Origin of the sequence: Halobacillus shinanisalinarum (genome assembly GCF_022919835.1) — a bacterium.
Lineage (GTDB): Bacteria > Bacillota > Bacilli > Bacillales > Halobacillaceae > Halobacillus_A > Halobacillus_A shinanisalinarum.
This window is the reverse complement of the sequence record NZ_CP095074.1, coordinates 208880-232748: the sequence shown is the minus strand read 5'-3', so window position 1 is coordinate 232748 and position 23869 is coordinate 208880. Positions and strand designations below refer to the sequence as shown.

At 41.0% G+C, this 23869-nt stretch carries 25 protein-coding genes; 17 read left to right on the top strand and 8 right to left on the bottom strand.

Going from position 1 to position 23869, the window contains the following annotated elements:
• Positions 1 to 6: 6 nt before the first annotated feature.
• Positions 7 to 1638, bottom strand: coding sequence for an acetolactate synthase large subunit (locus MUO14_RS01275; RefSeq protein WP_244753282.1), 1632 nt, complete (start codon positions 1636 to 1638; stop codon positions 7 to 9).
• Positions 1639 to 1844: 206 nt separating this feature from the next.
• Here MUO14_RS01275 and MUO14_RS01270 point away from each other — a divergent pair, with 206 nt between their 5' ends.
• Positions 1845 to 2009, top strand: a complete 165-nt coding sequence (locus MUO14_RS01270; RefSeq protein ID WP_244753281.1) for a hypothetical protein — start codon at positions 1845 to 1847, stop codon at positions 2007 to 2009.
• A gap of 317 nt (positions 2010 to 2326) precedes the next feature.
• Here MUO14_RS01270 and MUO14_RS01265 read toward each other — a convergent pair whose 3' ends face one another.
• The gene (locus MUO14_RS01265) at positions 2327 to 2887 is read right to left on the bottom strand and encodes a helix-turn-helix domain-containing protein (protein WP_244755433.1); all 561 of its coding nucleotides are present in this window, start codon (positions 2885 to 2887) and stop codon (positions 2327 to 2329) included.
• Positions 2888 to 3002: 115 nt separating this feature from the next.
• Between MUO14_RS01265 and MUO14_RS01260 the strand changes: the two genes are divergently transcribed.
• Entirely contained in the window at positions 3003 to 3977 is a 975-nt protein-coding gene (locus MUO14_RS01260) for a DMT family transporter (protein WP_244753280.1), read from the top strand.
• Between the two features lie 104 nt (positions 3978 to 4081).
• Here MUO14_RS01260 and MUO14_RS01255 read toward each other — a convergent pair whose 3' ends face one another.
• From MUO14_RS01255 to MUO14_RS01235, 5 genes are all read right to left on the bottom strand, one after another.
• Positions 4082 to 4720, bottom strand: coding sequence for a YczE/YyaS/YitT family protein (locus MUO14_RS01255; protein ID WP_244753279.1), 639 nt, complete (start codon positions 4718 to 4720; stop codon positions 4082 to 4084).
• A gap of 110 nt (positions 4721 to 4830) precedes the next feature.
• Positions 4831 to 6192: an aldehyde dehydrogenase gene (locus MUO14_RS01250; RefSeq protein WP_244753278.1), complete on the bottom strand. Its 1362-nt coding sequence runs from the start codon at positions 6190 to 6192 to the stop codon at positions 4831 to 4833.
• Positions 6193 to 6204: 12 nt separating this feature from the next.
• Entirely contained in the window at positions 6205 to 7131 is a 927-nt protein-coding gene (gene rnz / locus MUO14_RS01245) for a ribonuclease Z (RefSeq protein WP_244753277.1), read from the bottom strand.
• Positions 7132 to 7282: 151 nt separating this feature from the next.
• Entirely contained in the window at positions 7283 to 8299 is a 1017-nt protein-coding gene (namA, locus tag MUO14_RS01240) for an NADPH dehydrogenase NamA (RefSeq protein WP_244753276.1), read from the bottom strand.
• Positions 8300 to 8518: 219 nt separating this feature from the next.
• Complete coding sequence (locus MUO14_RS01235) at positions 8519 to 9268, bottom strand: glycerophosphodiester phosphodiesterase (protein WP_318036003.1); 750 nt, start codon at positions 9266 to 9268, stop codon at positions 8519 to 8521.
• Positions 9269 to 9350: 82 nt separating this feature from the next.
• Here MUO14_RS01235 and MUO14_RS01230 point away from each other — a divergent pair, with 82 nt between their 5' ends.
• The 5 genes from MUO14_RS01230 to MUO14_RS01210 all read left to right on the top strand — a co-directional run bounded on the left by MUO14_RS01230 (position 9351) and on the right by MUO14_RS01210 (position 13566).
• Positions 9351 to 10967, top strand: coding sequence for a M20/M25/M40 family metallo-hydrolase (locus tag MUO14_RS01230; protein ID WP_244753275.1), 1617 nt, complete (start codon positions 9351 to 9353; stop codon positions 10965 to 10967).
• A gap of 180 nt (positions 10968 to 11147) precedes the next feature.
• The gene (locus tag MUO14_RS01225; protein WP_244753274.1) at positions 11148 to 12113 is read left to right on the top strand and encodes an MBL fold metallo-hydrolase; all 966 of its coding nucleotides are present in this window, start codon (positions 11148 to 11150) and stop codon (positions 12111 to 12113) included.
• A 5-nt stretch (positions 12114 to 12118) separates the two neighbouring features.
• Positions 12119 to 12913 carry an SDR family NAD(P)-dependent oxidoreductase gene (locus tag MUO14_RS01220; protein ID WP_244753273.1) on the top strand — a complete coding sequence of 265 codons (795 nt, stop codon included), beginning with the start codon at positions 12119 to 12121 and terminating at the stop codon, positions 12911 to 12913.
• Between the two features lie 96 nt (positions 12914 to 13009).
• On the top strand, positions 13010 to 13345 hold the full coding sequence (locus MUO14_RS01215; RefSeq protein WP_244753272.1) for an iron-sulfur cluster biosynthesis family protein: 336 nt from the start codon (positions 13010 to 13012) through the stop codon (positions 13343 to 13345).
• Positions 13342 to 13566, top strand: a complete 225-nt coding sequence (locus tag MUO14_RS01210) for a YqkE family protein (protein WP_244753271.1) — start codon at positions 13342 to 13344, stop codon at positions 13564 to 13566. The genes MUO14_RS01215 and MUO14_RS01210 overlap by 4 nt, the downstream gene beginning before the upstream one ends.
• Before the next feature lie 56 nt (positions 13567 to 13622).
• On the opposite strand, the gene MUO14_RS01205 is transcribed toward MUO14_RS01210, so the two are convergent.
• The gene (locus MUO14_RS01205) at positions 13623 to 14543 is read right to left on the bottom strand and encodes an aldo/keto reductase (protein WP_244753270.1); all 921 of its coding nucleotides are present in this window, start codon (positions 14541 to 14543) and stop codon (positions 13623 to 13625) included.
• Between the two features lie 88 nt (positions 14544 to 14631).
• Between MUO14_RS01205 and MUO14_RS01200 the strand changes: the two genes are divergently transcribed.
• From MUO14_RS01200 to MUO14_RS01155, 10 genes are all read left to right on the top strand, one after another.
• Entirely contained in the window at positions 14632 to 15180 is a 549-nt protein-coding gene (locus MUO14_RS01200; RefSeq protein WP_244753269.1) for an NUDIX hydrolase, read from the top strand.
• A gap of 2 nt (positions 15181 to 15182) precedes the next feature.
• Entirely contained in the window at positions 15183 to 16352 is a 1170-nt protein-coding gene (locus MUO14_RS01195) for an endonuclease Q family protein (RefSeq protein WP_396265827.1), read from the top strand.
• 71 nt (positions 16353 to 16423) lie between these two features.
• Positions 16424 to 17062, top strand: a complete 639-nt coding sequence (gene spoIIM / locus MUO14_RS01190) for a stage II sporulation protein M (RefSeq protein WP_244753267.1) — start codon at positions 16424 to 16426, stop codon at positions 17060 to 17062.
• 113 nt (positions 17063 to 17175) lie between these two features.
• On the top strand, positions 17176 to 17640 hold the full coding sequence (gene fur, locus MUO14_RS01185) for a ferric iron uptake transcriptional regulator (protein WP_244753266.1): 465 nt from the start codon (positions 17176 to 17178) through the stop codon (positions 17638 to 17640).
• Positions 17641 to 17958: 318 nt separating this feature from the next.
• A complete protein-coding gene (locus MUO14_RS01180; RefSeq protein WP_244753265.1) occupies positions 17959 to 18177 on the top strand; it encodes a YqzK family protein in 219 nt (72 codons plus the stop codon).
• Between the two features lie 5 nt (positions 18178 to 18182).
• On the top strand, positions 18183 to 19070 hold the full coding sequence (gene xerD, locus MUO14_RS01175) for a site-specific tyrosine recombinase XerD (RefSeq protein WP_244753264.1): 888 nt from the start codon (positions 18183 to 18185) through the stop codon (positions 19068 to 19070).
• Between the two features lie 98 nt (positions 19071 to 19168).
• On the top strand, positions 19169 to 20347 hold the full coding sequence (gene deoB, locus MUO14_RS01170) for a phosphopentomutase (protein ID WP_244753263.1): 1179 nt from the start codon (positions 19169 to 19171) through the stop codon (positions 20345 to 20347).
• Positions 20348 to 20360: 13 nt separating this feature from the next.
• A complete protein-coding gene (locus tag MUO14_RS01165) occupies positions 20361 to 21179 on the top strand; it encodes a purine-nucleoside phosphorylase (RefSeq protein WP_244753262.1) in 819 nt (272 codons plus the stop codon).
• Between the two features lie 15 nt (positions 21180 to 21194).
• On the top strand, positions 21195 to 22496 hold the full coding sequence (locus tag MUO14_RS01160) for a pyrimidine-nucleoside phosphorylase (RefSeq protein ID WP_244753261.1): 1302 nt from the start codon (positions 21195 to 21197) through the stop codon (positions 22494 to 22496).
• 191 nt (positions 22497 to 22687) lie between these two features.
• A complete protein-coding gene (locus MUO14_RS01155; RefSeq protein ID WP_244753260.1) occupies positions 22688 to 23860 on the top strand; it encodes a D-alanyl-D-alanine carboxypeptidase family protein in 1173 nt (390 codons plus the stop codon).
• Positions 23861 to 23869 lie beyond the last annotated feature (9 nt).

The window sequence follows — 23869 nt, the reverse complement described above, 5'->3', positions numbered from 1 at the left end:
ACCTCGCTAACAGTTAATATCCTTGAGTTTCTCGGTTAATTTCATATTTTCCTTGTAATCCACAGGGCAATCAATTAATACAGGTTTGTTCATAGCTATGGCTTGTTCCAAGGCTGGTTTTAGGTCTTCTGCTTTCTCCATTCTCATCGCATCAAAACCGTAAGACTTGGCCAGTTGTACAAAATCTGGGTTACCAAAGCTAATATAGGAAGCACGTTCGAACTTTTTCATCTGATGCCACTCAATAAGCCCATAGCCATCATCCCTCCACAGCAAAATAACAATAGGAAGATTGAGGCGAACGGCTGTCTCAAGCTCTGCGCCTGTCATTTGGAAAGCTCCATCACCACATACGGCCACGACACTACGTTCAGGTGAAGCCAATTTAGCGCCAATTGCCCCGGGGACAGCTACCCCCATAGAGGCTAATCCATTTGAGATGAGACAAGTGTCTGGTTCGGCTGTATGATACATGCGTGCCATCCACATCTTATGAGCGCCGACATCTGATATAGTTATATCCTCGTCTTTTAAAACATCGCGAAGATCAGAAATGATTTTTTGTGGTTTGATTGGAAACCCAGTATCCTGCTTATATTCCTCTAACTCAGAAAGAATTTGATTTCTTATTGAAGCAACCCAAGTTAGATCCCGTTCTTTGTTAGGTATGGTATTGATTAGTTCATTTAAGTTCTCTCTAATATCCCCAACCACATTCAAAGCGACAGGATAATGGGAATCAATTTCAGCTTCCTCTGTATCGATATGCAAAATAGGCGTAGCTGCTTCTGGATTCCAATTTTGCGGAGGTGTTTCAGCCATATCAAATCCTATACAAATAATTAAATCCGCCTGTTTAAATCCGCATGTTATATGATCCTTTCCGCTAATTCCAGCTGTCAGCAAGCTTAATTCGTTCTTCCAAGAGAGGGTTCCTTTCCCCATAAAGGAATGGACAACCGGGATTTGCGTCTTTTCTACAAGCTGGCGCAAACTTTCCGTTGCCTGTCCACGTGCGATCCCATTCCCGGCGAGGATAATCGGATAATCGGCTTTATTGATTAGTGAGGTCGCTTCTTCAATCACTTTCTCATCCGCTTGTGGGAGGGAGTGACCTGTAATTTGAAGGGGTTCTCCATCTACTTCCATCCCGGCGATATCTTCAGGCAGATCAATATGTGTAGCCCCTTGTTTTTCCTGACTCGCCAGCTGGTAAGCTTTCCTTACCACCTCGGGAACGATTTCTCCCGTTTTAATTTGTGCATTCCACTTGGTTACAGGTGCATAAATGTCTACGAGATCATAGTATTGATGAGAAGTTTTATGCTGCCTGTTCATGCCGGCCTGACCGGTGATCGCAATTAAAGGGCAATGGTCCATATTGGAGTTGGCCACACCTGTTAATAGGTTTGTCGCTCCAGGTCCCAGAGTAGCAAGACAAACACCAGGCTTTCCTGTTAGTTTTCCGTAGGTTCCTGCCATAAACGCGGCACTCGTTTCATGGCGTGTGACAATAAATTCGATTTTAGAGTCAAGGAGTGCATCCATAAGATCGATGTTCTCTTCTCCAGGGACGCCAAAAATGTATTCAACACCTTCATTTTCAAGGCATTTTACAAACAGTTCTGCAACTTTCATTTCAAACACCCTTTACCGTTTTAGTTCGTACCTCATTATTTTGCGTAAAGTTTGGGTTCTTATTAATATTTTGAACTACCATTACTTAATTTTTGGTCTGTCTGAAGTGGGAGCTTGATAAAAACATCGACTAAGAACGTTACGGATTAGCTATATTTGATGGGAACAGGATAGGGAATGGTATCTATTTGATTAGAAGGATTAACATGGATATGGGATTAAACTATAAAACTGTAGTGATGACAGGTAGAAGCAAAGGAATAGGGAAAGGAATTGCCAAAGAGGGAGCGCATGTAGTCATTTGGGGAGAGACAAGCAGGATTTGTCGGAAGCAAACCGTTTTATTGAACCAGATCATTCCAAAGTGGTAGTGGTTCAAACAGATTTAATAAATAGGAATATGTTAATCAACTTGTCTCAAGCTCGTTACATAACTTCGGGACCATCAATGTGTTAGTAATAATGCTGGAACTACAGGCGGGTTTTTATGACTTCGAGTCACTGGAAACCGAGGAACAGTGGTTGTTTCCCTGGCTTCTGAACAGGCCTCTTTTGTTAACGGGACGAATTTAAGAGTCGATGGGGATCTGTCTCCAGTCACTAGTTGTTGGGCGGTGTCTCTCTATAGCGCAGAATCATTAAGCATGCCGCCGTTTAAACGAAAGGTGACATGCTTAACAACGATCGTTTAATTTGTATAGGTCATAACAAAATGTAAAACGGCTTCTTCCGTCCCTTTATTTAGGTAGGAATGCTTTACATCGGCCTTGAATTTTATAGAGTCATACGTATTTAATTCGTAGCTTGTTTCCTCAATGGTCACTGTAGTACATCCCTCCATTACCGTGACATATTCAATGACACCCTGCTGATGGGGACCAGGTGAGTATTCACTGCTGGCTTTTAAAAATGCCCTGTGAATTTCAATGGGGCCGTACACTTTTTCATCGAACATTGGTTCAAGTAAACATGCTTCGTTGTGACTTAAAACTTTGTTCCCGGAGTGATTGCGGGAAATCACAATCTCATTCGATTCGTTTAGTAAAGAAGATATAGGGATGGACAAAGCATTGGCGATTTTCCAAATGACTGATAAGGACGGGTTGGCTTCTCCCCTTTCAATGTTACCAAGAGTAAGTTTGCTAACATTTGAAAGATCGGCTAGTTCCTGTAGACTTAACCCTTTATTATTACGCACTTTTCTTAATGTCGATCCCACTTGTTGGGATAATTTTTTTTCATCATTCATTGAATTCAAGACGGTTAGAGCCTCCTTAAATAAAAAGTTAGACACAAATATATTGTCATGCTATAGTATATTATAATTTACTTTTGATAAATTATAATATAAAGGCGGTGTTTCCGTGAAAGACATGATGATTGGAATAATGGCATCTGCTTTTTTTGCAGTCACCTTTATTTTAAATCGTTCCATGGAGGTTGCTGGCGGTAGTTGGTTTTGGTCATCATCATTACGGTTTTTCTCTATGTTACCACTCTTATTTCTCCTTGTATTGTTTAGAAAAAATGTTAAGCCTTTATGGGCTGAAATTCTAAGAAAGCCTCTTCAATGGATGTTATGGAGTTTCGTTGGTTTCGTGATGTTTTATGCTCCGCTAACTTACTCTGCCGCTTATGGACCTGGTTGGCTAATTGCCGGGACATGGCAACTTACGATTGTGGCTGGAACGTTATTAAGCGTATTGTTCTACGAAACGGTGCAAACGAAGGATGGTCCAATTAAAGTTCGTAAAAAAATACCTCTTACATCTTTAATGGTATCTGTGTTCATTCTCGTCGGTATTGTCATCCTTCAAATTCCAAATGCTCAATCCTTATCTGGTAAAGAGGTTCTCTTGGGAATAGGGCCTGTTTTGGTTGCTGCCTTTGCCTTCCCCTTAGGGAACCGAAAAATGATGGAAGTATGCGACGGTAGAATTGATACTTTTCAACGAGTGTTGGGGATGACGATTGTGAGTATGCCATTTTGGATGGTTATTTCTTTAATTGGTTTTATTAAAGTTGGTCTTCCTCCAACTAGTCAAGTATCACAATCAATTATAGTTGGAGTTTCTTCGGGAGTCATTGCAACAACTTTGTTATTTTTTGCAACAAATAACGTACGCCATCATCCAGGGAAGCTTGCTGCCGTTGAAGCAACTCAATCGATGCAAGTCATTTTTGTTATTGTAGGGGAGATGTTGGTTTTATCCATACCTGCTCCTAGTAGTATGGCTATATTCGGAGTTGCGATCATCATCATAGGTATGGCTCTACACAGTTATATGAGCTATAGGTTGAATAAAGTAAGCGAGAATACGGCGGTTAGGGCATCTTGAATTTTTAGTTAAAGAATCTAGGTTTGGAAGAATTATTACAATTTATGAGGTTGTTCACGGTAGATAAGGAGAACTTGTCTCATTATAAAAAAGAAGCATGCCAACTACGCATGCTTCTTCGTATATTCAACTTGTTTTGAAAGAAGTTGGTCAACCTGAGAAACATATGGCATGGACAAATGGATGAGGGTTCCGCTAATAAAGGTGATTAGCACTGTCCCGACCCCAATAGGTCCACTAAATATAGCTGCGAGTATAACTAGGACAATACTAATCGCAGCTCTGGATACCGATACGTTCCATCCCGTTAATTTTTTTAAGACTAACATGGATCGGTCAAAAGGATTTGGAGCAAAATCAGCTTGTAAATTAATCGCAATACCTAACCCACTGGCTACTATTCCTATACCTAAACAAATGGACTGAGTAAGTATTGATTCAGGTGTAGCCCACTCTGCAATGGCAAAAAGCCATGCATCTATGGAAAAACCGGTTAGTAATGAAGTTAGGATCGCAAAATATTCGGGGCGCCGTCGTTCGGCGAATGCGTTACAAAGAATCATCGTTAGGCCTACGATGATCTCCCAGCTGCCAATAGTTAAGCCAAATGTCCGAAACAGTCCAACTAGCAAGGCATCGAAAGGAGACGTACCCAACTTTGACTGAATTGTTAGTGCAATACCGAACGTTAAAATAATGATTCCGAAAAAATAAAACAATGATCTCCGTACTGTATTGTGCATGCCGAACCCCTCCTTCACCAGACAATCTACGCATTTTTCTTTCTAGCATAAAATTAAAACAAAAACATCACACTTTAGCAATGTTTGTGCTTATAAAGTGACATATTTAGTTAACCTAGCAGTCTTTTAATCACTTTTATTGCAGGCTGGGAACCAGGGTATCTGAAATTTTGATCAAATTTAGTTGTCTGCTTTGTGATGCTCTTCTGATGTGTGAAGGTGTCGAAGCTGGCTTTTCCGTGATAGCTGCCCATTCCACTTTCTCCAACTCCGCCAAAAGGGAGATGAGGGTTTAAGATGTGATAAAGCGTATCATTGATGCATCCGCCGCCAAATGATATGGAATGGGTGACTCTAAGCTGATCCTCTTCATTCTCTCCGAAATAATATAAGGCGAGCGGCTTGGGACGCCTGCTTACCTGCTCAATGACCTCATCAAGTGAATCGAAGGTCAAAACAGGGAGGAGCGGACCAAAAATTTCCTCCTGCATGATGGTATCGTTCCAGCTTACATGATCCATGATCGTTGGTTCAATCCGTCGTTTTTCCTCGTCATATCCCCCACCAAACACAAGATGACTCTGGTCCAAGTAGCCAATCATTCGGTTAAAGTGAACACGGTTTACAATTTTTACGTAATCAGGATTTGCTAATGGGTCAAGACCATAGAATTGCTGGATATACTTTTGAACCTTTTTCAGGAAGTTGGCTTTTACATCCGAATGGACATATACATAATCAGGGGCAATGCATGTTTGCCCTGCATTCATAAACTTCCCCCAGACAATACGCCTGGCAGCTAAGTCAAGGGCGGCATCTTTATGAACGATGGCCGGACTTTTTCCTCCTAGTTCAAGAGTAACAGGGATCAGTCGTTTGCTTGCTTTTTCCATAATTATTTTTCCGACCGGCACACTTCCCGTAAAGAAAATATAATCAACAGGCTGATCAAGCAGCCCTTGTGTGACCTCCTTTTCACCTTCCACAACGGCAAAGAAGTGGTTAGGAAAGTATTGTTCGACCATTTTCCTAATCACCCATGACACAGTCGGGGTGTGTTCAGATGGTTTCAAGATGACTGTATTACCTGCAGCAATCGCCCCAATCACAGGTGCAAAGGCAAGCTGGACAGGGTAGTTCCATGGTGCAATCACAAGCGCTATACCATAAGGCTCCTTCATGATATAGTTTTTCGAGCCTTTATGGGTAAGGGGGGTCTTGACTTTTGAAGGTGACATCCATTTTTTAATATGTTTTAGATGATCATTGATTTCTCTTTTTAAGTAGGCGATTTCCGTTGTATAAGCCTCATATTCCGATTTACCTAAATCGAATCTTAAGGCATTAATCAGAGGCTGTTCAAATGTGGTTATCATTTTCTTAAGCTTCACTAATTGCTCTTTACGAAAAGTATAACTCCTTGTGTGCCCTTCATTGAACCATCGTTTTTGCTTTTTTACAAAGGAATTCATTGGCCTGCCTCCTTAATCGACTCGCTCTACCTTGTGCTGATAAAAATCAGAAGCAATCATCGTATTTTGAAAAATAGCCTTCGCTTCCTGTTCAAGTTGTTTAATCGCCGGTCCGTGATACCTCGACGATAGATGATTTAAAATCAGCTCCCCAACCTTTGCTTCTTTAGCCAGGGTCGCAGCCTGCTTCACGGTTGAATGGAAATAATCATAGGCCATTGTTTCTTCTTCACTTGCAAACGTTGCTTCATGGACAAGAATATCAACACCATGGAGGTAATCGATTAATTCGGGTATGTATCTGGTATCACCTAAGATAGCAATTTTACGTCCTTTTTTTGGCGGACCCAGTACATCTTTACGAGTAACGATTCGACCATCTGCCAATGTGGTTGTTTCATTTTCTTTAATTTGCTGATAGATAGGACCAGGGCTTACGCCGAGTTCTTTAAGCTTATCTGGCAATAGCTCGCCAAGCTTGTCTTTTTCCTTAATGATGTATCCGTAGCTTTCTAATCCGTGCTTGAGTTTTATCGCTTCAACCGTGAATTTTTCATCCTCAAAGAGCATGCCTTCAGTTATCTCTTCAACATGCAAAGGGTAGCGTAAACGAGTACCGCTTATTTTTAAACTAACATCTACATATTCTTTTAAACCTTCTGGTCCATAAACGGTGACTGGCGTTTCTCCACCTTGAAAAGAACGACTGCTTAATAACCCAGGAAGTCCATATAGGTGGTCACCGTGCAAATGAGTAATAAAAATCGTTTCAATACGGCGTGGCCGGATCGTTGTATTTAAGATTTGATGTTGTGTTGCCTCACCACAATCAAACACCCATGTCGTTCCACGCTCTTCAAGCATCCGAAGGACAAGGGAGGAGACATTACGTTCTTTTGAGGGAACACCTGATCCAGTTCCTAGAAAAAACAATTCCATTATATGCAACCTCCTTCTTCCTTATTATACCACCTGGTTTAGATTTGTGACACACAGAGACTTACGTGAATTATTAAAAAGCCGAGGACCACACATTAGTGGGTCGCATCGACTTTAGGAAAGAAGAAATTATCCTTTATGCTCCATGATTTTACCAGGCCCTTGTGTACTGAACAGGCCCTTCTAATTCATAACCAAGTTCATCAGCTACTTGTTTTGGCCAATAGGGATTTCTTAACAAGGCACGTGCTAGAAAAATTAAGTCAGCACGATCATTTTGTAAAATTTCTTCTGCCTGATTACCGGAAGTAATTAGCCCGACAGCACCTGTCGCAATATCTGCTCCTTCTTTAATTTGTTGAGCATAACTGACCTGATAACCAGGGTAAGGTTCAATAGAGGCGGGAACCACCCCGCCCGAACTTACATCAATAAGGTCAACTCCTTGTTGCTTCATTTGATTAGCAAAATAAGTGAGATCCTCTATTGTATTCCCATCTTCATGATATTCGTTTCCTGAAATTCTTACGAGAATAGGTCCGTCCCATACTTTCTTTACAGACTCAAGCACTTCTTCGAGGAAACGGTAACGATTTTCAAGGGTGCCGCCATACTGATCTTCCCGGTGGTTTGAAAGAGGGGAAAGAAACTGGTTAATCAAATAGCCATGAGCTCCGTGTAGTTCGATCACATCAAACTCAGCTTGTTTAGCACGGGTTGCCGCTTTTTGAAAAGCAGACACCGTTTCTCTTATATCAGTAGTTGTCATTTCTTGTGGTTCCTTGAGTGAAGCATTAAAAGGGATTTGGCTTGGCGCAAATATAGGATCACGCAAATTAGCCTTTCTTCCTGCATGGGCTAACTGAATACCTGCTTTTGCCATGTGACGGTGGACGCCACTTGTAATTGATTTTAAACCCTCAATATGGTCGTCACTCCAGATACCGAGATCCTGATGGGAGATTCTGCCTTCAGGCTGGACAGCTGTTGCTTCAGTCATAATCAGACCGACTTGACCTGCCGCTCGACTCTCGTAGTGGGTAAGATGGAAAGGTTCAACTTGTCCATCTTCGTTATGGCAGGAATACATACACATTGAGGACATGACGATTCTGTTTTTTAGTGACACATTTTGGATAGTATAGGGTGAAAAAAGTTTAGGTTGCATTTTGTTTTCCTCCTTGTTTTTGCTTCATTACCTCAGTCACAAGGGATAGCTGCTTTGTAGTTGAAGCTTATAACTAAAATAACAAAAGGAGGGGAGTCAGACTAGTCATTCGAACTAAAGGTAATTTAAACTGTAAACAATAAAAGAATGATTATGGCATGGTAAGACCTGTTATGGTTTGAAAATCGAACATTCAAATAATGCAGAAATATAAGAGCATTACTTCTCCTGCTTTTTTTTATATAATTCACGGTATTCAACAGCTTCGTGAGGTACATCAGTAAAAATAGCGTCACAACCCATTTTGAAGCATTTCTCCATCCAGCTAGGCCGGTTGACTGTGTAAATCCGAAGCGGCATGTGGTTTTTGTGACATTGTTTAACGATTTTCTTATCAAGCATTCGGTATTTAATATGAAGGGAAGAGGCGCCGTGGGAATGTGCGTATCCGGGCAGGTGTCTCCTTTTAGTTGATGTCAAAAAGGCGGTGGAGACAGACGGATTGATTATCTTCATTTTTTTAATACTTGTAATATTAAAGCTTGAAATTACTGTCCGGTCTAGCAGTTGATAATGCTTTAAGCTATCGTATACGATTCTCTCAATTCTTTTATATTCAATCACATTCGTCTTTAATTCTACATTTAATAGCAGAGGTAGGTCTTTAAACCAGCGTAAAAAGTAGTCGAGTGTTATAATGGAACAATCAGAAAATTTGGAAGAAAACCAACTGCCAGCATCCAATTGCTTGATTTCATCATATGTATAGTCTTGAACAAAGCCAGTACCATTTGTAGTCCGCCGTACATTTTCATCATGGATCAACACGGGGATACTGTCTTTTGTGAGCTGAACGTCAATTTCTAATCCATCGGCTCCAGACTCGCTGGCTATTTGATAGGCTGGCATTGTATTTTCGGGAGCAAGCTTACTTGCCCCTCTATGAGCATAGATCATTGTTTTTATCACAAAGCTTCACCTCTTCATTAGGTTACGATTTGATTGTGGTTTATTCTTTTGTAAAAGTCAACGGCAAAGGAGAGAATATGACATGACCAGATGGCAGACCAAACAACAATTAACTGAACTTCTATGTTCCCTGGTAGAATACCCGAGTGTAACAGGAAGTAAAGCTGAAATCGCAATCTTTGAATACTTATATTATATTTTAGGAGATCATGATTATTATCAAAATCACCCATCTCACTTAAAGCTTCATCCATTAGACGATGGTCGCCAGCTTCTATCAGCGCTCGTTAAAAAAGGCAAGACGAAGGAAACAATCGTACTTATTGCCCATGCCGATGTCGTTTCCGTTCAGGATTATGGATCATGGGAAAATCTAGCTTTTTACCCTAAAGAACTGACCCAGGAACTATACAAATACATTGACGAATTACCTGAAGATGCGGCACGCGATTTGCAGACAGGCAATTGGCTGTTTGGCCGGGGGACAATGGACATGAAAGCGGGGCTCGTTGTTCAATTATCACTGCTTGAAAAGGCAATGGCCGGTGAGTTTGATGGGAATCTCTTACTTTTAGCTGTACCGGACGAGGAAGTGAACTCTGAGGGGATGCTCGCCGCTTTACCTGTTCTTGAGAAGATGAAAGAAGAAGAGGGACTAGAGTTTAAGACAGCAATTAATGGAGAACCGATGTTTAGTAAGTATCCGGGTGATCCTAATTATTATTTATATACGGGCTCTATAGGAAAAATGCTCCCAGGATTTTTATGTTATGGAAAAGAAACTCATGCCGGCGAGCCGTTCGGAGGGTTGAACGCCAATCTGATGATCAGCTATTTAGCGAAGGAACTGGAACTAAACGAAGCCTTTATTGAAGAAGTAAATGGAGAGAGAACGCCGCCCCCGATTAGTTTAATGCAAAGAGATTTAAAAGAAGAATATTCTGTTCAAACTCCACAGGCTGCTGTGACAATGTATAACGTTCTTTATATGAAACAGACGATCAGTGAATTAAACAAAAAATTGCTGCAAGCGGCGGAGAGAGCGAAAGAAAAGATTATTACTCACTATCATAAACAAGCCTCTTTTTACTTGCAGCACACCCAAAGTTCTTCTTTTGAACCGACAATCAACATATTGACATATGATCAGCTATATCATGAAGCCGTTCAACGTCATGGAAAACCAGAAGTGGAACGGAGGCAAAATTTATTGATCAAGCAGCGAGATAAGGGGGATCGAGACTTTTCCACCACGCTTGTACAGCAGTTAGCAGCGTTATGCAAAGATATTACTCCAATGATGGTGCTGTTTTACAGTCCGCCCTTTTACCCAGCTGTTTCTTCCCATAATGATCCATTGGTTCAGGGGGCTGCCAGTCAAGCGATCTCTTTTGCAAAAGAAGAGTATGATGTGGACGTTTCTGAACAAGAATACTTTCCAGGATTATCTGATCTAAGCTTTATTGGCCCCGCCTCTCAACAATCACCGATTGATGAATTACTTAGCCAGATGCCAATCCAAGGGAAGGGATTTAATTTGCCATCAAACGTGATGGATTCTGTGACGATGCCGATTATTAATATTGGACCACTTGGTAAAGATGCGCACCAATGGACAGAACGATTAGAGCTTACGTACAGTTTTGAGAAACTTCCAAAGATAGTAACTAAAACCATTCATCATTTATTCCGATCATAGAAACCGCCATATGTGGCGGTTTCTATATTCTTTAATAGGTGAGTATTCAATAAGTTGCCAAATTAAAAGCAAGAAGGTTGAACAACCTATAGGGAATCATTGCTTAGTGGGACATCTTTCAAAACAATGGTACAATAGAAAATAAAAATGAATGGATATTCATTATTTGGAGGCATTTTTATGAAAACGCTAAAAGATATCATCCATCAATTTACATTACCAACTCCGTATGCAGTTGGGGATGTTCATACATACTTGCTTGAAGGGGAGATGCTTACACTTGTTGATGCAGGTATAAAGACAGAGGAGGCATGGCAGTCGCTGCAAGTTCAGTTAAAGCAGCTTGGTTACAGCTCCGAGGATGTGGAGCAAATCATTCTCACACATCACCATCCTGATCATATGGGGCTGGTTGAATATTTTCCCCATATTCGTAATGTAGCAGCCCATCCTAAATTGCGTCCGTGGCTTGAAAGGGAGGATCGTTTCTTTATCAAGTATGAGCAGTTTTTTGAGGAGATGTATTTCGAAGCAGGTGTGCCTTCTAGCTATTTTCATTTACTTAAAGGCTTGCGGAAACCTTTACAGTGGAGTTCACAAGGTACATTGACTCAAGAACTGCTTGAAGGAGATCGCTTGCCTGGACATCTGGATTGGCAGGTTATCGAAACACCAGGACATGCCCAGTCACATCTTTCATTTGTAAGAGAAACTGATGGGGCAATGATTGGCGGGGATCATTTACTTGCTCACATTTCCTCTAATCCCCTACTTGAGCCCTCATACACAGAAGGGGAGGGACGACCAAAACCGTTATTGCAGTATCGTCATTCAATGCAAAAGTTAGCAGACTACACCATCGCTACAGTCTATCCTGGCCATGGGAAATGTTTTGGTCAAGTGAAGGAGTTGATTGAACATCGCTTGAAAAGGCAAGAAGAGCGCGCCCACAAAGTACTTAGGATGATTGAAAAAGGTCCTTTACGTGCTTATGAAATATGTGAGAAGCTGTTTCCAAAGCAAATAAAAAGTCAATTTGGGCTGACGATGTCTGAAACGATCGGACAGCTTGATTACCTGGAGGAGCAGCACCTTGTAGAAACGACGGAACAAGATAAACAAAAAATATATTATGTAAATGGGTGATCGTTATGAATAGTCATGTGGTTGGTAAAAATATTTTAATTACAGGAGCTTCAACCGGGATCGGGATGTATCTTGCTATCCATGTAGCAAGGGAAGGGGGAATACCTATTCTCGCTGCGCGGTCGGTGGAGCGATTACAAATCATTTCACAACAGATAGAGCAGCAATTTGACGTTCCCTGTTATTGGTATGAGGCGGATCTATCAAACGATCCTGCCTGGAAAGATGTTGTTGACCGTATTTGCTTTGAGCACGGTCCTTTAGATGCACTTATTAACAATGCGGGGATGGCTGTTTTCGATTATGTGTCTGAGGCAAAATGGCAGGATATTGACCGGATGCTTGGTGTCAACGTCAAATCATTAATCCGAACCACACATCAACTTTTGCCACATTTCTTGAACCGAAAACAAGGGCACATCGTAAATATTGCTTCGCAGGCAGGGAAGATTGCCACACCTAAATCAGCCGTTTACTCAGCATCTAAGCATGCCGTCATCGGTTTTACCAACGCTTTACGTATGGAGGTTGAAAAAGACGGGGTGTATGTTACATCAGTCAACCTCGGACCTGTTCGGACAAATTTCTTTAAAGAAGCAGATCCTTCTGGCGGTTATGAGCAAGCCGTTGATAAGATGATGCTTGATCCTAACAATGTGGCTTTTACGGTCGTAAAACACTTATTTACGAAGCGGCGGGAAATTAACTTACCGGCATGGATGGATTCAGGAAGTAAAGTTTATCAACTAGCTCCAGCACTCATGGAAAAAGCGTTAGTACGACAATTTAATCAAAAGTAATCCAGGGCAAGAGAAGATCGTAGAGGAATAATAAGCAAAACCATTGCACAAGAGCCGCTGATTTCTTATGATAGAGGCAAATAGGGGTGATGGACAATGAAATTAACAATTACTGACGTTGCAAAAGAACAGTTGGAACTGCTAAAAGATGAAAGTCATTCTTATCTTCGCTTATTTTACGATACAGAGGGATTGGGCTGTGGAGTAAACGGTCAGCCAACGATCAGGTTGACAGATAAAATGTTTGAAGATACCGATGAAACGGTTGAAAACATTGATTATAAGGTTATCATTGACCGTCAGCAGACTACTTTTTTTAAACCGGATATGAAGTTAGATTTTGTCAAAGGTTCCTTTCGTCTTACCAGTCCTAATGGTGTATTAAACCCGATTATTCCCACTGGAACGATTAAGAATGAGGTGCCATTATGAGCAAAAAATCCAAGAATGAAGGTTCTTTGAGTGAACAACTCAACAAAGACATGGTTGAGAAGCTTCGATCTAAAAAGTCAGAGCTGAAGCACCAAGAAGAGGAGAGGCAGAAACAGCAACGACGGCAAAGAATGGAAGAGAGAGAACGGAAAGAAGCGAACAAAAGTTTTGAAGAGTTGTTAAATGAAAGTGATTTAGACTGGAAGTCATTCAAGAAATAACGCCCATCCTTTAATAGGAGGGGCGTTATTTCTTATGTTAGTTGTATTATTTGTTGTTATCGATGTTTATCATACGTGACTGCTTTTGTTAGAGATTGAATGTCATCGTATAAGTGTTTAGGCAACGGGTCAGCCTCGAGGTAGCTCAAATTATCGTTTAACTGTTTAAGGGAGCTCGCTCCAAACACAGCTGATGCCACTGTTTCTTTTTGGAGAGTGTATTCTAGCGCTAGAGCGGAAGCAGATCGTGCGTCGCTTTCAAATGATTGCCACTTTTCCGTAATAGCTAATATTTCTTCATAGCTATAATCAAGAAACCCGTCCTTAGCTTTGTTTTGCGCGACTTGGCGGCCTTTAGAAGTCAGCATTCCTTTCGCGAGTGGACCGCGTGCCAAAATGCTGATTTGATTGTCCTTGAGTAAATCGAGGACTTCTTCTTCAGGTCTTCTGTCTAGTGCATTGTATTGCATCATAACGCTGACTATGCTTGATTTTTCAACATACTCTCGAATGACATTTGGTCGGATGGATGATATTCCATATTCTCGGATCAATCCGTCTTGCTTCAGCTCTTCAAAGGCTTCGATCGTTTCATCAATTGGATCATCAATCGTTCCGCCGTGTAGCTGGTATAAGTCTATATAATCTGTCCCTAAACGCTTCAGACTGTCTTTTACAGCTGTTTTGATATGAGCTTTAGAGGGATCCCATGACCATCCTTCTTCTCCTTGGCTGAATCTATTTCCTGCCTTCGTACCAATGATTAGATCCTCTCGACGACCTTGAATGGCCTCTCCAACAATCTCTTCATTTCTTCCAAAATCATAAAGATCAGCTGTATCTAAATAATTGATTCCAGCTTCGAGAGCACGGTCAATGATGGATTTGGCTTTCTCCTTCTCCTTGCCGAGAGACATGCAGCCTAAGCTTAGTTCAGATACATATAAATCTGATGAACCTACCTTGCGTTTATTCATATTAGTATCATTCCTTTCCGTTTGTAAGTCGTGTCTATCTTCCTCTATGATAAACTAACATATAGATATAAAGAGAGGATGAAGTTGTTTGAATAAATTTGAAGAAAAAACAATTAATACAGAAGTCATATATAAAGGTAAGATTGTCCAGCTGCAGATAGACAGTGTTACTTTACCCGATGGACAAACATCTAAACGGGAATTGATTAAGCATCCAGGCGCCGTAGCTGTTATCGCATTAACGGATGAAGGAAAGATCGTGTTTGTAGAACAGTATCGTAAGGCACTAGAGAAGAGTATTTTAGAAATACCGGCCGGAAAGCTGGAAGAGGGCGAGAAGCCTGAAATTACTGCACTCCGAGAACTGGAAGAAGAAACAGGCTACACAACAGACCAACTCAAGCTCATTACATCGTTCTATACATCTCCGGGATTTGCTGATGAACTCGTCCATCTGTACTTTACCGATCGAGTTAAGCCGTTAGAAAAAGCAGTGGATATGGATGAGGATGAATTTGTAGAAGTGCGTGAATTAACTTTAGAAGAGGCAGAGCAGCTTTCTGTAGAGCAACGAATTCACGATGCCAAGACGGCCTATGCTCTACTCTATTTAAAATTGCGAGAGGAAAATAGATGAGTATCAGCTCGTATTTCGTCGACCTGCATGTGCATGTAGGAAGTGATTGGTATGGGAAACCTGTTAAGATTACCGGCTCAAAGTCATTAACGATTACAGCCATTTTGGAACAGGCGAGTCGTCGGAAGGGATTAGACATTGTCGGCGTCATTGATGCCCATGTTCCGGCTGTGCAAGAAGAGCTGATCTATTTGGTAGAGCACGGCGGGGCCAAAGAACTTGCAGAGGGAGGCGTTCGCTTTGAAGACACTGTCCTTCTCCTCGGTTCAGAGATTGAAATTTATGATGCGGCATCTAGCGGGCCAATCCATGTTCTTTGTTATTTTCCAACCATAGAGAAAATGAAGGCATTCACAGAATGGCTAGCACATAAAATGACCAACATCAACTTAAGTTCCCAAAGGTTTTACGGAACAGGACGAGAACTGCAAGGGTATGTTCATGAGCATGGTGGCTGGTTTATTCCTGCCCATGTGTTTACCCCGTTTAAGAGCATGTACGGAAAAGGTGTTAAAACAAGTTTGCGGGAGGTGTTTGATGCGGATCGCATTGACGCAGTTGAACTTGGGTTAAGTTCAGACACAGAGATGGCCGATCAAATTGAAGAACTTCATCATTATCCTTTTCTAACGAATTCAGATGCTCACTCGGCGATCAGGCTGGCACGAGAATATCAACTCGTTGATTTGAATCATGCCTCCTTTTTAGAGTTTGGAAAAGCATTGAAGCAAACGGGGGGAAGAGGTGTTAGGAAAAATTTCGGGATGAATCCTAAGCTGGGTAAATACCATAGAACCGTTTGCGCTGTCTGCTTTCATCCAGGTTCACCGTCAGACCGAACGTGTAAAGCTTGCGGCTCGAAGAAGATGGTTAAGGGTGTAGCGGATCGAATTGAAGAATTGATCAGTGCTTCATTAGCTCCACAGCGACCTGATTACATTTACCAGGTGCCTTTAGACTATCTTCCAGGCGTAGGACATAAAACGTATGAGAAGATACTGGAAGCCTTTGGTACAGAAATGGCTATCATCCATGAGATAAATTACCAGGATATGATAGAGGTCGTACCCAAAAATGTAGCTGCTGCTATTGTGAGCATGAGAGAAGGCGAGCTTGAGATTATAGAAGGCGGAGGAGGAGTGTACGGAAAGATACAGCCAAAACTCTCGTAAATCATGGTCTATTTCTTGTCCTTTCATCATAGATTAATCATAGATCGTTTATGAGAAAGGATGAAGAATCCATGCAACAGGGCGTAAAAATGGTGAGGAAAGACGTTCACAACCATATGAGCATATTTGTGTTTATTTTCGTATTATTCATTATGGGAATGATCTTTGGTGCTGTGATCGTTAACAGTATGAATTTTGTTCAAAAGCAAGATCTGTTCTTCTATCTAGAGCAATTCTTTCAGCAAATTGTAGGAGTGGAAGGACAAGCGAAGACGACCTTGTTGAAGGATAGCATTCTCTATCATATTAAATATATGCTGTTACTGTTTTTACTGGGAATATCAATTGTCGGTATGCCAATTATCACTGTTCTATTGTTTATTAAAGGGCTTGTCGTGGGCTTCTCTGTAGGGTTCCTCGTCAATCAAATGGGCTGGTACGGATTACTATTGTCCTCAGCTTCTATTGCCCCACAAAATTTATTAGTTATTCCTGTTTATTTAATCGCGGGGGCATTAGCACTGATTTTCTCTTTAACACTGTGTAAACAGCTATTTATCCGACGCGTACATCAGCCTATTATTCAAGCTTTTGGCCGCTATAGCGCCATGTTCGGCATTCTTTTGCTTGTATTGATGGGTGCCTCTGTAGTGGAAGTATTTATTGCTAATCCCATATTTGAAGTTGTTATTCAATGGATTTATAAATAATAATCATACCTAATTTAAAGTGATTATCATTAACACTTTGTAATTATTTTAATTTGACACTCGTTCTGTCTCTGCTTATAATAAAGTTGGAATTACGAGGGAGGGAGAACGAGATGGAGCATCGCATTGAACGGATTAAGAAGCAACTACATTCCCAAAGTTATAAGTTAACACCACAACGTGAAGCAACAGTGAGAGTACTTTTAGAAAATGAAGAAGACCATTTAAGTGCCGAAGACGTTTACCTCCTCGTAAAAGAGAAAGCGCCTGAGATCGGTCTTGCAACAGTATATCGTACTCTAGAATTACTATCAGAGCTAAAAGTTGTGGATAAAATAAACTTTGGTGATGGGGTATCACGTTACGACCTTCGTAAAGAGGGGGCAGAGCATTTTCACCATCATCTCGTATGTATTGAATGTGGGTCGGTCGAAGAAATAGAGGAAGACCTATTGGGTGATGTAGAGAAAATGATAGAAGGACAATGGGATTTTCAAGTCAAAGACCATCGTTTAACCTTCCACGGAATCTGCCGTGTATGTAAAAAGGCAGCCGTAACCACAAACAGTACTTCGTAGTTAATTAGAATTGATTCCGATAAAACCGCTATGAATCTATCTTTATAGCGGTTTTATAATGACACTATTCAGTTTCTCTCATTCTGAAAATAGGTGATTAATGATTTTCTTTATTCGTACAGGTAAGTATCCTTTAGTTTAGCAAGGTTTGGTATAGTAATTGAAAATAGCAGAGCGGCTAACGTATGTTCCATAGCCTCCTATTTACAAATAAATTAAAATCATGTACGTTAATAGTATATAGGAATCTATATGTATATTTATATTGATTTTAGGCATATCCTTTTATAAACAAGTTTTACTTAGAGGAGTGGTATCATGTCTAAGATCAAGCAAAGTCTACAAGACTTAGTAAAGGTTCTTATTGTATTTACTTTATGTACATGCGTTTTTTATGCAGCCTTACAAATGATTCATCAAGAATATGAGAGACAGCATCGTTATGATCCTCCAGATGGAGCTGCAGTTAAAGTTGTAAGCCCGGTAGAGTCAGAGTGGACGGATCGTCTTTCGATTTTCTTTCGATTAGGAGAGTAAAGAGCATGAAATTTGCTTTGGAAGATTTCTTTCACTTTTTAACAGTTGAACGAGGGTTATCCTCAAATACAATACAGTCTTATCAGCGGGATTTACTTCAATATCAAAGCTTCTTGCAAACGAAAGAAAGTATAAGCGACTGGGATCATGTTACGCGTGCCCATATCATGAAATACTTATACGAACTGAATGATAAAGGAAGATCAGCAGCCACGCTTGCTCGGTTACTTTCTTCTATTCGTTTATTTCACCAGTTCTTGGTTCGTGAAAAGGTGACAAATCATGATCCAAGCCTACATATAGAGACTCCAAAAAAAGAACGTAAACTTCCTAAGGTGTTGTCTTCAGAAGATGTAGACAAGCTGTTAAATGTGAAAGCAAACGGCGCTTTGAAGGCAAGAAATAAAGCCATGCTTGAGATGCTTTATGCAACAGGGTTGCGCGTTACAGAGCTGATTACATTAAAGGTAAGTGATCTGCATTTAACAATGGGATTTGTACGTTGTATGGGGAAAGGGTCCAAAGAACGAATTATTCCACTTGGCGATCTAGCGAAAGAGGCAGTAGAAGTCTACTTGGATGGATCACGAGCGAAACTGGTTAAACAGAAAAAAACAGATGAACTATTCGTCAATCATCATGGCCATCCACTGTCAAGACAGGGTTTTTGGAAGATACTGAAAGCGGTTGCTATTGAAGCAGGGGTCACAAAAGAAATTACACCACATACGCTGAGACACTCTTTTGCGACTCATTTATTAGAAAATGGAGCAGATTTGAGAGCCGTACAAGAGATGCTTGGTCATGCTGATATTTCCACTACTCAAATTTATACACACGTGTCAAAAGCTCGACTCAAAGATGTTTATCGCTCGTATCATCCACGAGCGTAAACACTTTTTTACTTTTAGTTGTCTGACATCCTACGTCTTTCTTTTGATATATAGTTTTTCCAAGACTAGATAACACTAAAATTCAGGAGGTATGAAAAATGAAATCATTTAAAAGGGTATTTTTAATTGTTATGGATTCAGTCGGAATTGGGGAAGCACCAGATGCTGAAAAATTTAATGACAAAGGCGCTCATACACTTGGGCATATTGCTGAGCATATGAATGGTCTTTCCATGTCGAATATGGAAAAACTGGGATTAGGAAACATTCGCCCAGTTCAAGGGATTGAGAAGGTTGCTCATCCTAAAGCTCACTATACGACAATGGTCGAAGCCTCCAATGGAAAGGATACAATGACTGGGCACTGGGAAATTATGGGTTTATATATTGATAAGCCTTTTCGTACTTTTCCCGATGGATTTCCTGATGAACTGTTAAATAAAATAAAAGAAAAAACAGGTCGCGGGATTGTAGGGAATGAACCAGCATCCGGAACAGAAATTATTAAAGACTTAGGGCAACATCATATGGAGACAGGCGACCTTATTGTTTACACATCAGCAGACTCTGTGTTGCAAATTGCTGCTCATGAGGAAGTCGTCCCTCCCGAAGAGCTGTATGAGATTTGTGAATATGCACGGGAGTTAACAAAAGATGAAAAGTATATGGTGGGTCGTATCATCGCCCGTCCATTCATCGGAAAGCCCGGCGAGTTTGAAAGAACATCTAATCGTCATGATTATGCATTGAAGCCATTTGGAAGAACGGTGATGAATCATATGGCGGACGCTGACTTTGACGTTATTGCGTTAGGGAAAATTTCAGATATTTATGATGGGGAGGGTGTGACAGAAGCGATTCGTACGAAGCACAATATGGATGGGATGGATCAAATGGTAGCGTCAATGAATAAAGATTTTAATGGGCTAAACTTTTTGAATCTTGTAGATTTTGATGCTAAATTCGGACATCGTCGTGACCCGCAAGGCTATGGCGAAGCACTTGAAGCTTATGACAAGCGATTGCCGGAAGTGTTAAGTAAACTAAATGATGATGACTTATTGATTATTACTGCTGACCATGGCAATGATCCCATTCATCATGGTACAGACCACACGAGAGAACTTGTACCACTTGTCGTTTATCATAATGGAATAAAAGAAGGAATCGAACTGGATCAGCGGCAAACGTTTGCTGATATTGGTGCAACCATCGCTGAGAACTTTTCTGTGGAAGTGCCAGAGTACGGCAAAAGTTTCTTAAATAAAATTCAATAGAGGGGGAAAAGTTATGAAAAATTACAATCAAGAAGCAGCAGCATTTATTCAAGAAAAATTATCTGCTCAGCCTACTGTAGGATTAATCCTTGGATCAGGTTTAGGTGTGCTTGCTGATGAAATCGAAAATCCAGTAATGATCAGCTATAAAGATATCCCGCACTTCCCTGAATCGACCGTATCAGGCCATAAAGGCCAGCTAGTAATCGGTCAGCTTGAGGGTCGTCAAGTAATCGCTATGCAAGGACGGTTTCACTATTATGAGGGATATGACATGAAACAGGTAACATTCCCGGTTCGCGTTATGAAAGAAATGGGGGTCGAAACCTTATTTGTGACTAATGCAGCTGGGGGTGTTAACGAATCCTTTGAGGCTGGGGACTTAATGGTAATTACAGACCATATCAACAACATGGGGGATAGTCCTTTGCTGGGAATGAATGATGAAGACCTCGGCCCACGTTTCCCTGATATGTCTGAAGCATACGATCGTGCTCTACTTCATCATGCAGAACAAAGTGCTGAACGGTTAGGTTTGAAGATACAAAAAGGTGTCTACGTCGGGAACACTGGACCTGCATACGAAACAGCAGCGGAAGTTCGGATGATTCGAACGCTTGGAGGCGACGCAGTCGGGATGTCGACGGTTCCTGAAGTTATTGTAGCGAACCATATGGGAATTCGCGTTTTAGGTATTTCCTGTATTTCAAATATGGCTGCCGGTATTTTGGATCAGCCTCTGACTCATGATGAAGTAATTGAAACTACTGCCCGAGTGAGAGAAGATTTTCTAGGGTTTGTTAAAGATTTATTAAAAACATTACCAGCATAGTAGGGGTGAACAGTTATGAGAATGTACGACATTATCGTAAAAAAAAGAGACGGCGGCGAATTAACGAAACAGGAAATTGGTTTTTTTATTGAAGGATACACCAAAGGAGACATCCCTGATTACCAGGCTGCTGCGTTAACAATGGCGATTTACTTTCAAGGCATGACACAAGAAGAGACAGCGACTTTAACACAGGCTATGGTGGATTCAGGAGAAACCATTGACCTTTCTGCTATCAAAGGTCACAAAGTCGATAAGCACTCTACTGGCGGGGTAGGGGATAAAATAACTTTTATTGTAGGGCCACTCGTCGCATCAGTAGGGGTCCCCGTAGCTAAGATGTCAGGACGGGGGCTAGGGCATACGGGGGGGACACTTGATAAACTGGAGTCCATCAAAGACCTTGAGATTGAGATGGAAAAGGATCAGTTCATCAAGAATGTCAACGAACATAAATTGGCCGTAGCTGGACAAACAGGAAATCTGGCGCCTGCAGATAAGAAATTATATGCACTAAGGGACGTCATAGGGACCGTCGACTCACTCCCACTCATCGCCGGATCAATCATGAGTAAGAAACTTGCTTCAGGTGCTGATAGCATTGTTCTTGATGTCAAAACAGGTAGTGGCGCCTTCATGAAAACATTAGAGGATTCAGAGGCACTGGCACGAGAAATGGTGAATATCGGTAACAACCTCGGTCGAAACACAGTGGCGGTTATAAGTGATATGAACCAACCATTAGGATTTGAAGTTGGAAACGCTAACGAAATTAAAGAGGCAGCTGAAATTCTGCAAGGAAAAAAGGTAGAGGATCTTAGAAAGCTATCGCTTGAACTTGCCTCGCATATGGCCGTATTAGCTGAAGTATTTGCAAACTATGAAGATGCGTACCAAACCTTAGAACAAAACCTTGAAAATGGCAAGGCCTTTGCTGCTTTCCGTGATTTCATCCAAGCACAGCATGGAGATATCTCCATGATCGACGATTTAAGTCGATTGCCATCTGCGGCACATGATGTAGAGGTGAAAACGGAGCAGGATGGTTTTGTTTCTGAAATTGATGCAGAATTGATTGGTGTAGCTGCGATGTATCTTGGCGCGGGTCGTGCAACGAAAGATGACCAAATCAACCATGGTGTCGGGATTACATTGAATAAGAAAATCGGTGACGAAGTAAAAGCAGGAGAGGCGTTAGTCGTTCTTCATAGTGATGAGGAGCACCCTGACACATCCATCGAAAAGGTGAAGCAGGCTTATACAATATGTAGTAATAAAGTTGATGCCCCAACATTAATTCACAAAGTAATTAAATAGCAACCCAAGCGCGTGAAGGGTTATTTTCATTTGCTTATCGAAATAACCCGGTAAAGGTATAACCTTATATTTGCTTTACTCTCGGAAGAGCTCTACAACTGTGTAGGGTTCTTTTTTTACGCTTTTTATCTTGAATAGAAGTGTTCGAACAGGGAAATATAGGAACACTTACAGAAGAAGGTGGGAAACAAATGAAACGATTACTCAGCTTACTAGTAGCCATCACTGTTTTGGGAATGCTCTATACGCCCACATCCATACATGCAGAGGAAACAGCTGAAGAGCTAGTGAAATCAGCACCGTCTGCCATTCTCATGGAGAAAAATAGTGGCATGACGTTATACGATAAACAAGCAGACAAAAAGCTTCCACCAGCAAGCATGACGAAAATTATGACTCTTTTACTTATTATGGAAGAGTTAGAGAAGGGAAATATTTCGTTAGATGAAAAAGTCCGAGTCAGTGAACATGCAGCTTCTATGGGAGGGTCACAAATTTTCCTGGATGAAGGCGAAGAGATGACAGTTAAAGATCTCCTCAAAGGGATTGCTATTGCGTCAGGAAATGATGCGAGTGTGGCGATGGCTGAGAGGATTGCCGGAAGCGAAAGTGCTTTTGTCAAAATGATGAATGAAAAAGTGAAAAGTTTAGGTTTAAAAAATACTCATTTTGAAAATCCTACAGGTCTTCCAGCAGAGGGGCATTATAGCACAGCCAAAGATATGGCGGTAATGGCCCGAGAGCTATTGCTTCATGAAGATATTACCAACTATACGAGCATCTATGAGGACTATTTAAGAAAAGGACAGGATAATGAGTTCTGGCTTGTCAATACAAATAAGCTTATAAAATCATATCCTGGAGTGGATGGGTTAAAAACAGGTTACACCAACAAAGCGAAGTATTGCTTAACAGCTTCTGCCAAAAAAGGTGACCTTCATATGATTGCTGTTGTGATGGGAGCCGAAAGTCCAAAGAAAAGAAATGCTGACGTAACCAGTATGCTTGATTATGGATTTAGTCAATATGAAGGCGTCCAACTCTATTCTAAGAATGATGTGCTTCATTCGGTGAAAACAACGCGTGGAACGCCTAAAGTATTACCTTTAGCACCAGAAAAAGACGTAGTCGTATTAAAGAAAAAGAATCAACCAAAAGGCCAGTATAAGGCAACACTTAAAGTTCGCAAATCCTTGGATTTACCAGTGAAAAAAGGTGATCACTTTGGCTGGATTGTTATAACCAATAATGGACAGGAAGTGACGAAGGTTCGGATTGAGGCAACGAAGCCGATTGAACGAGCGAACCTAATTGAATTATTCGAACGCTCATTTAGAAATTTGACGAGTTTTCAGAAGTTTTAGCGATATTGC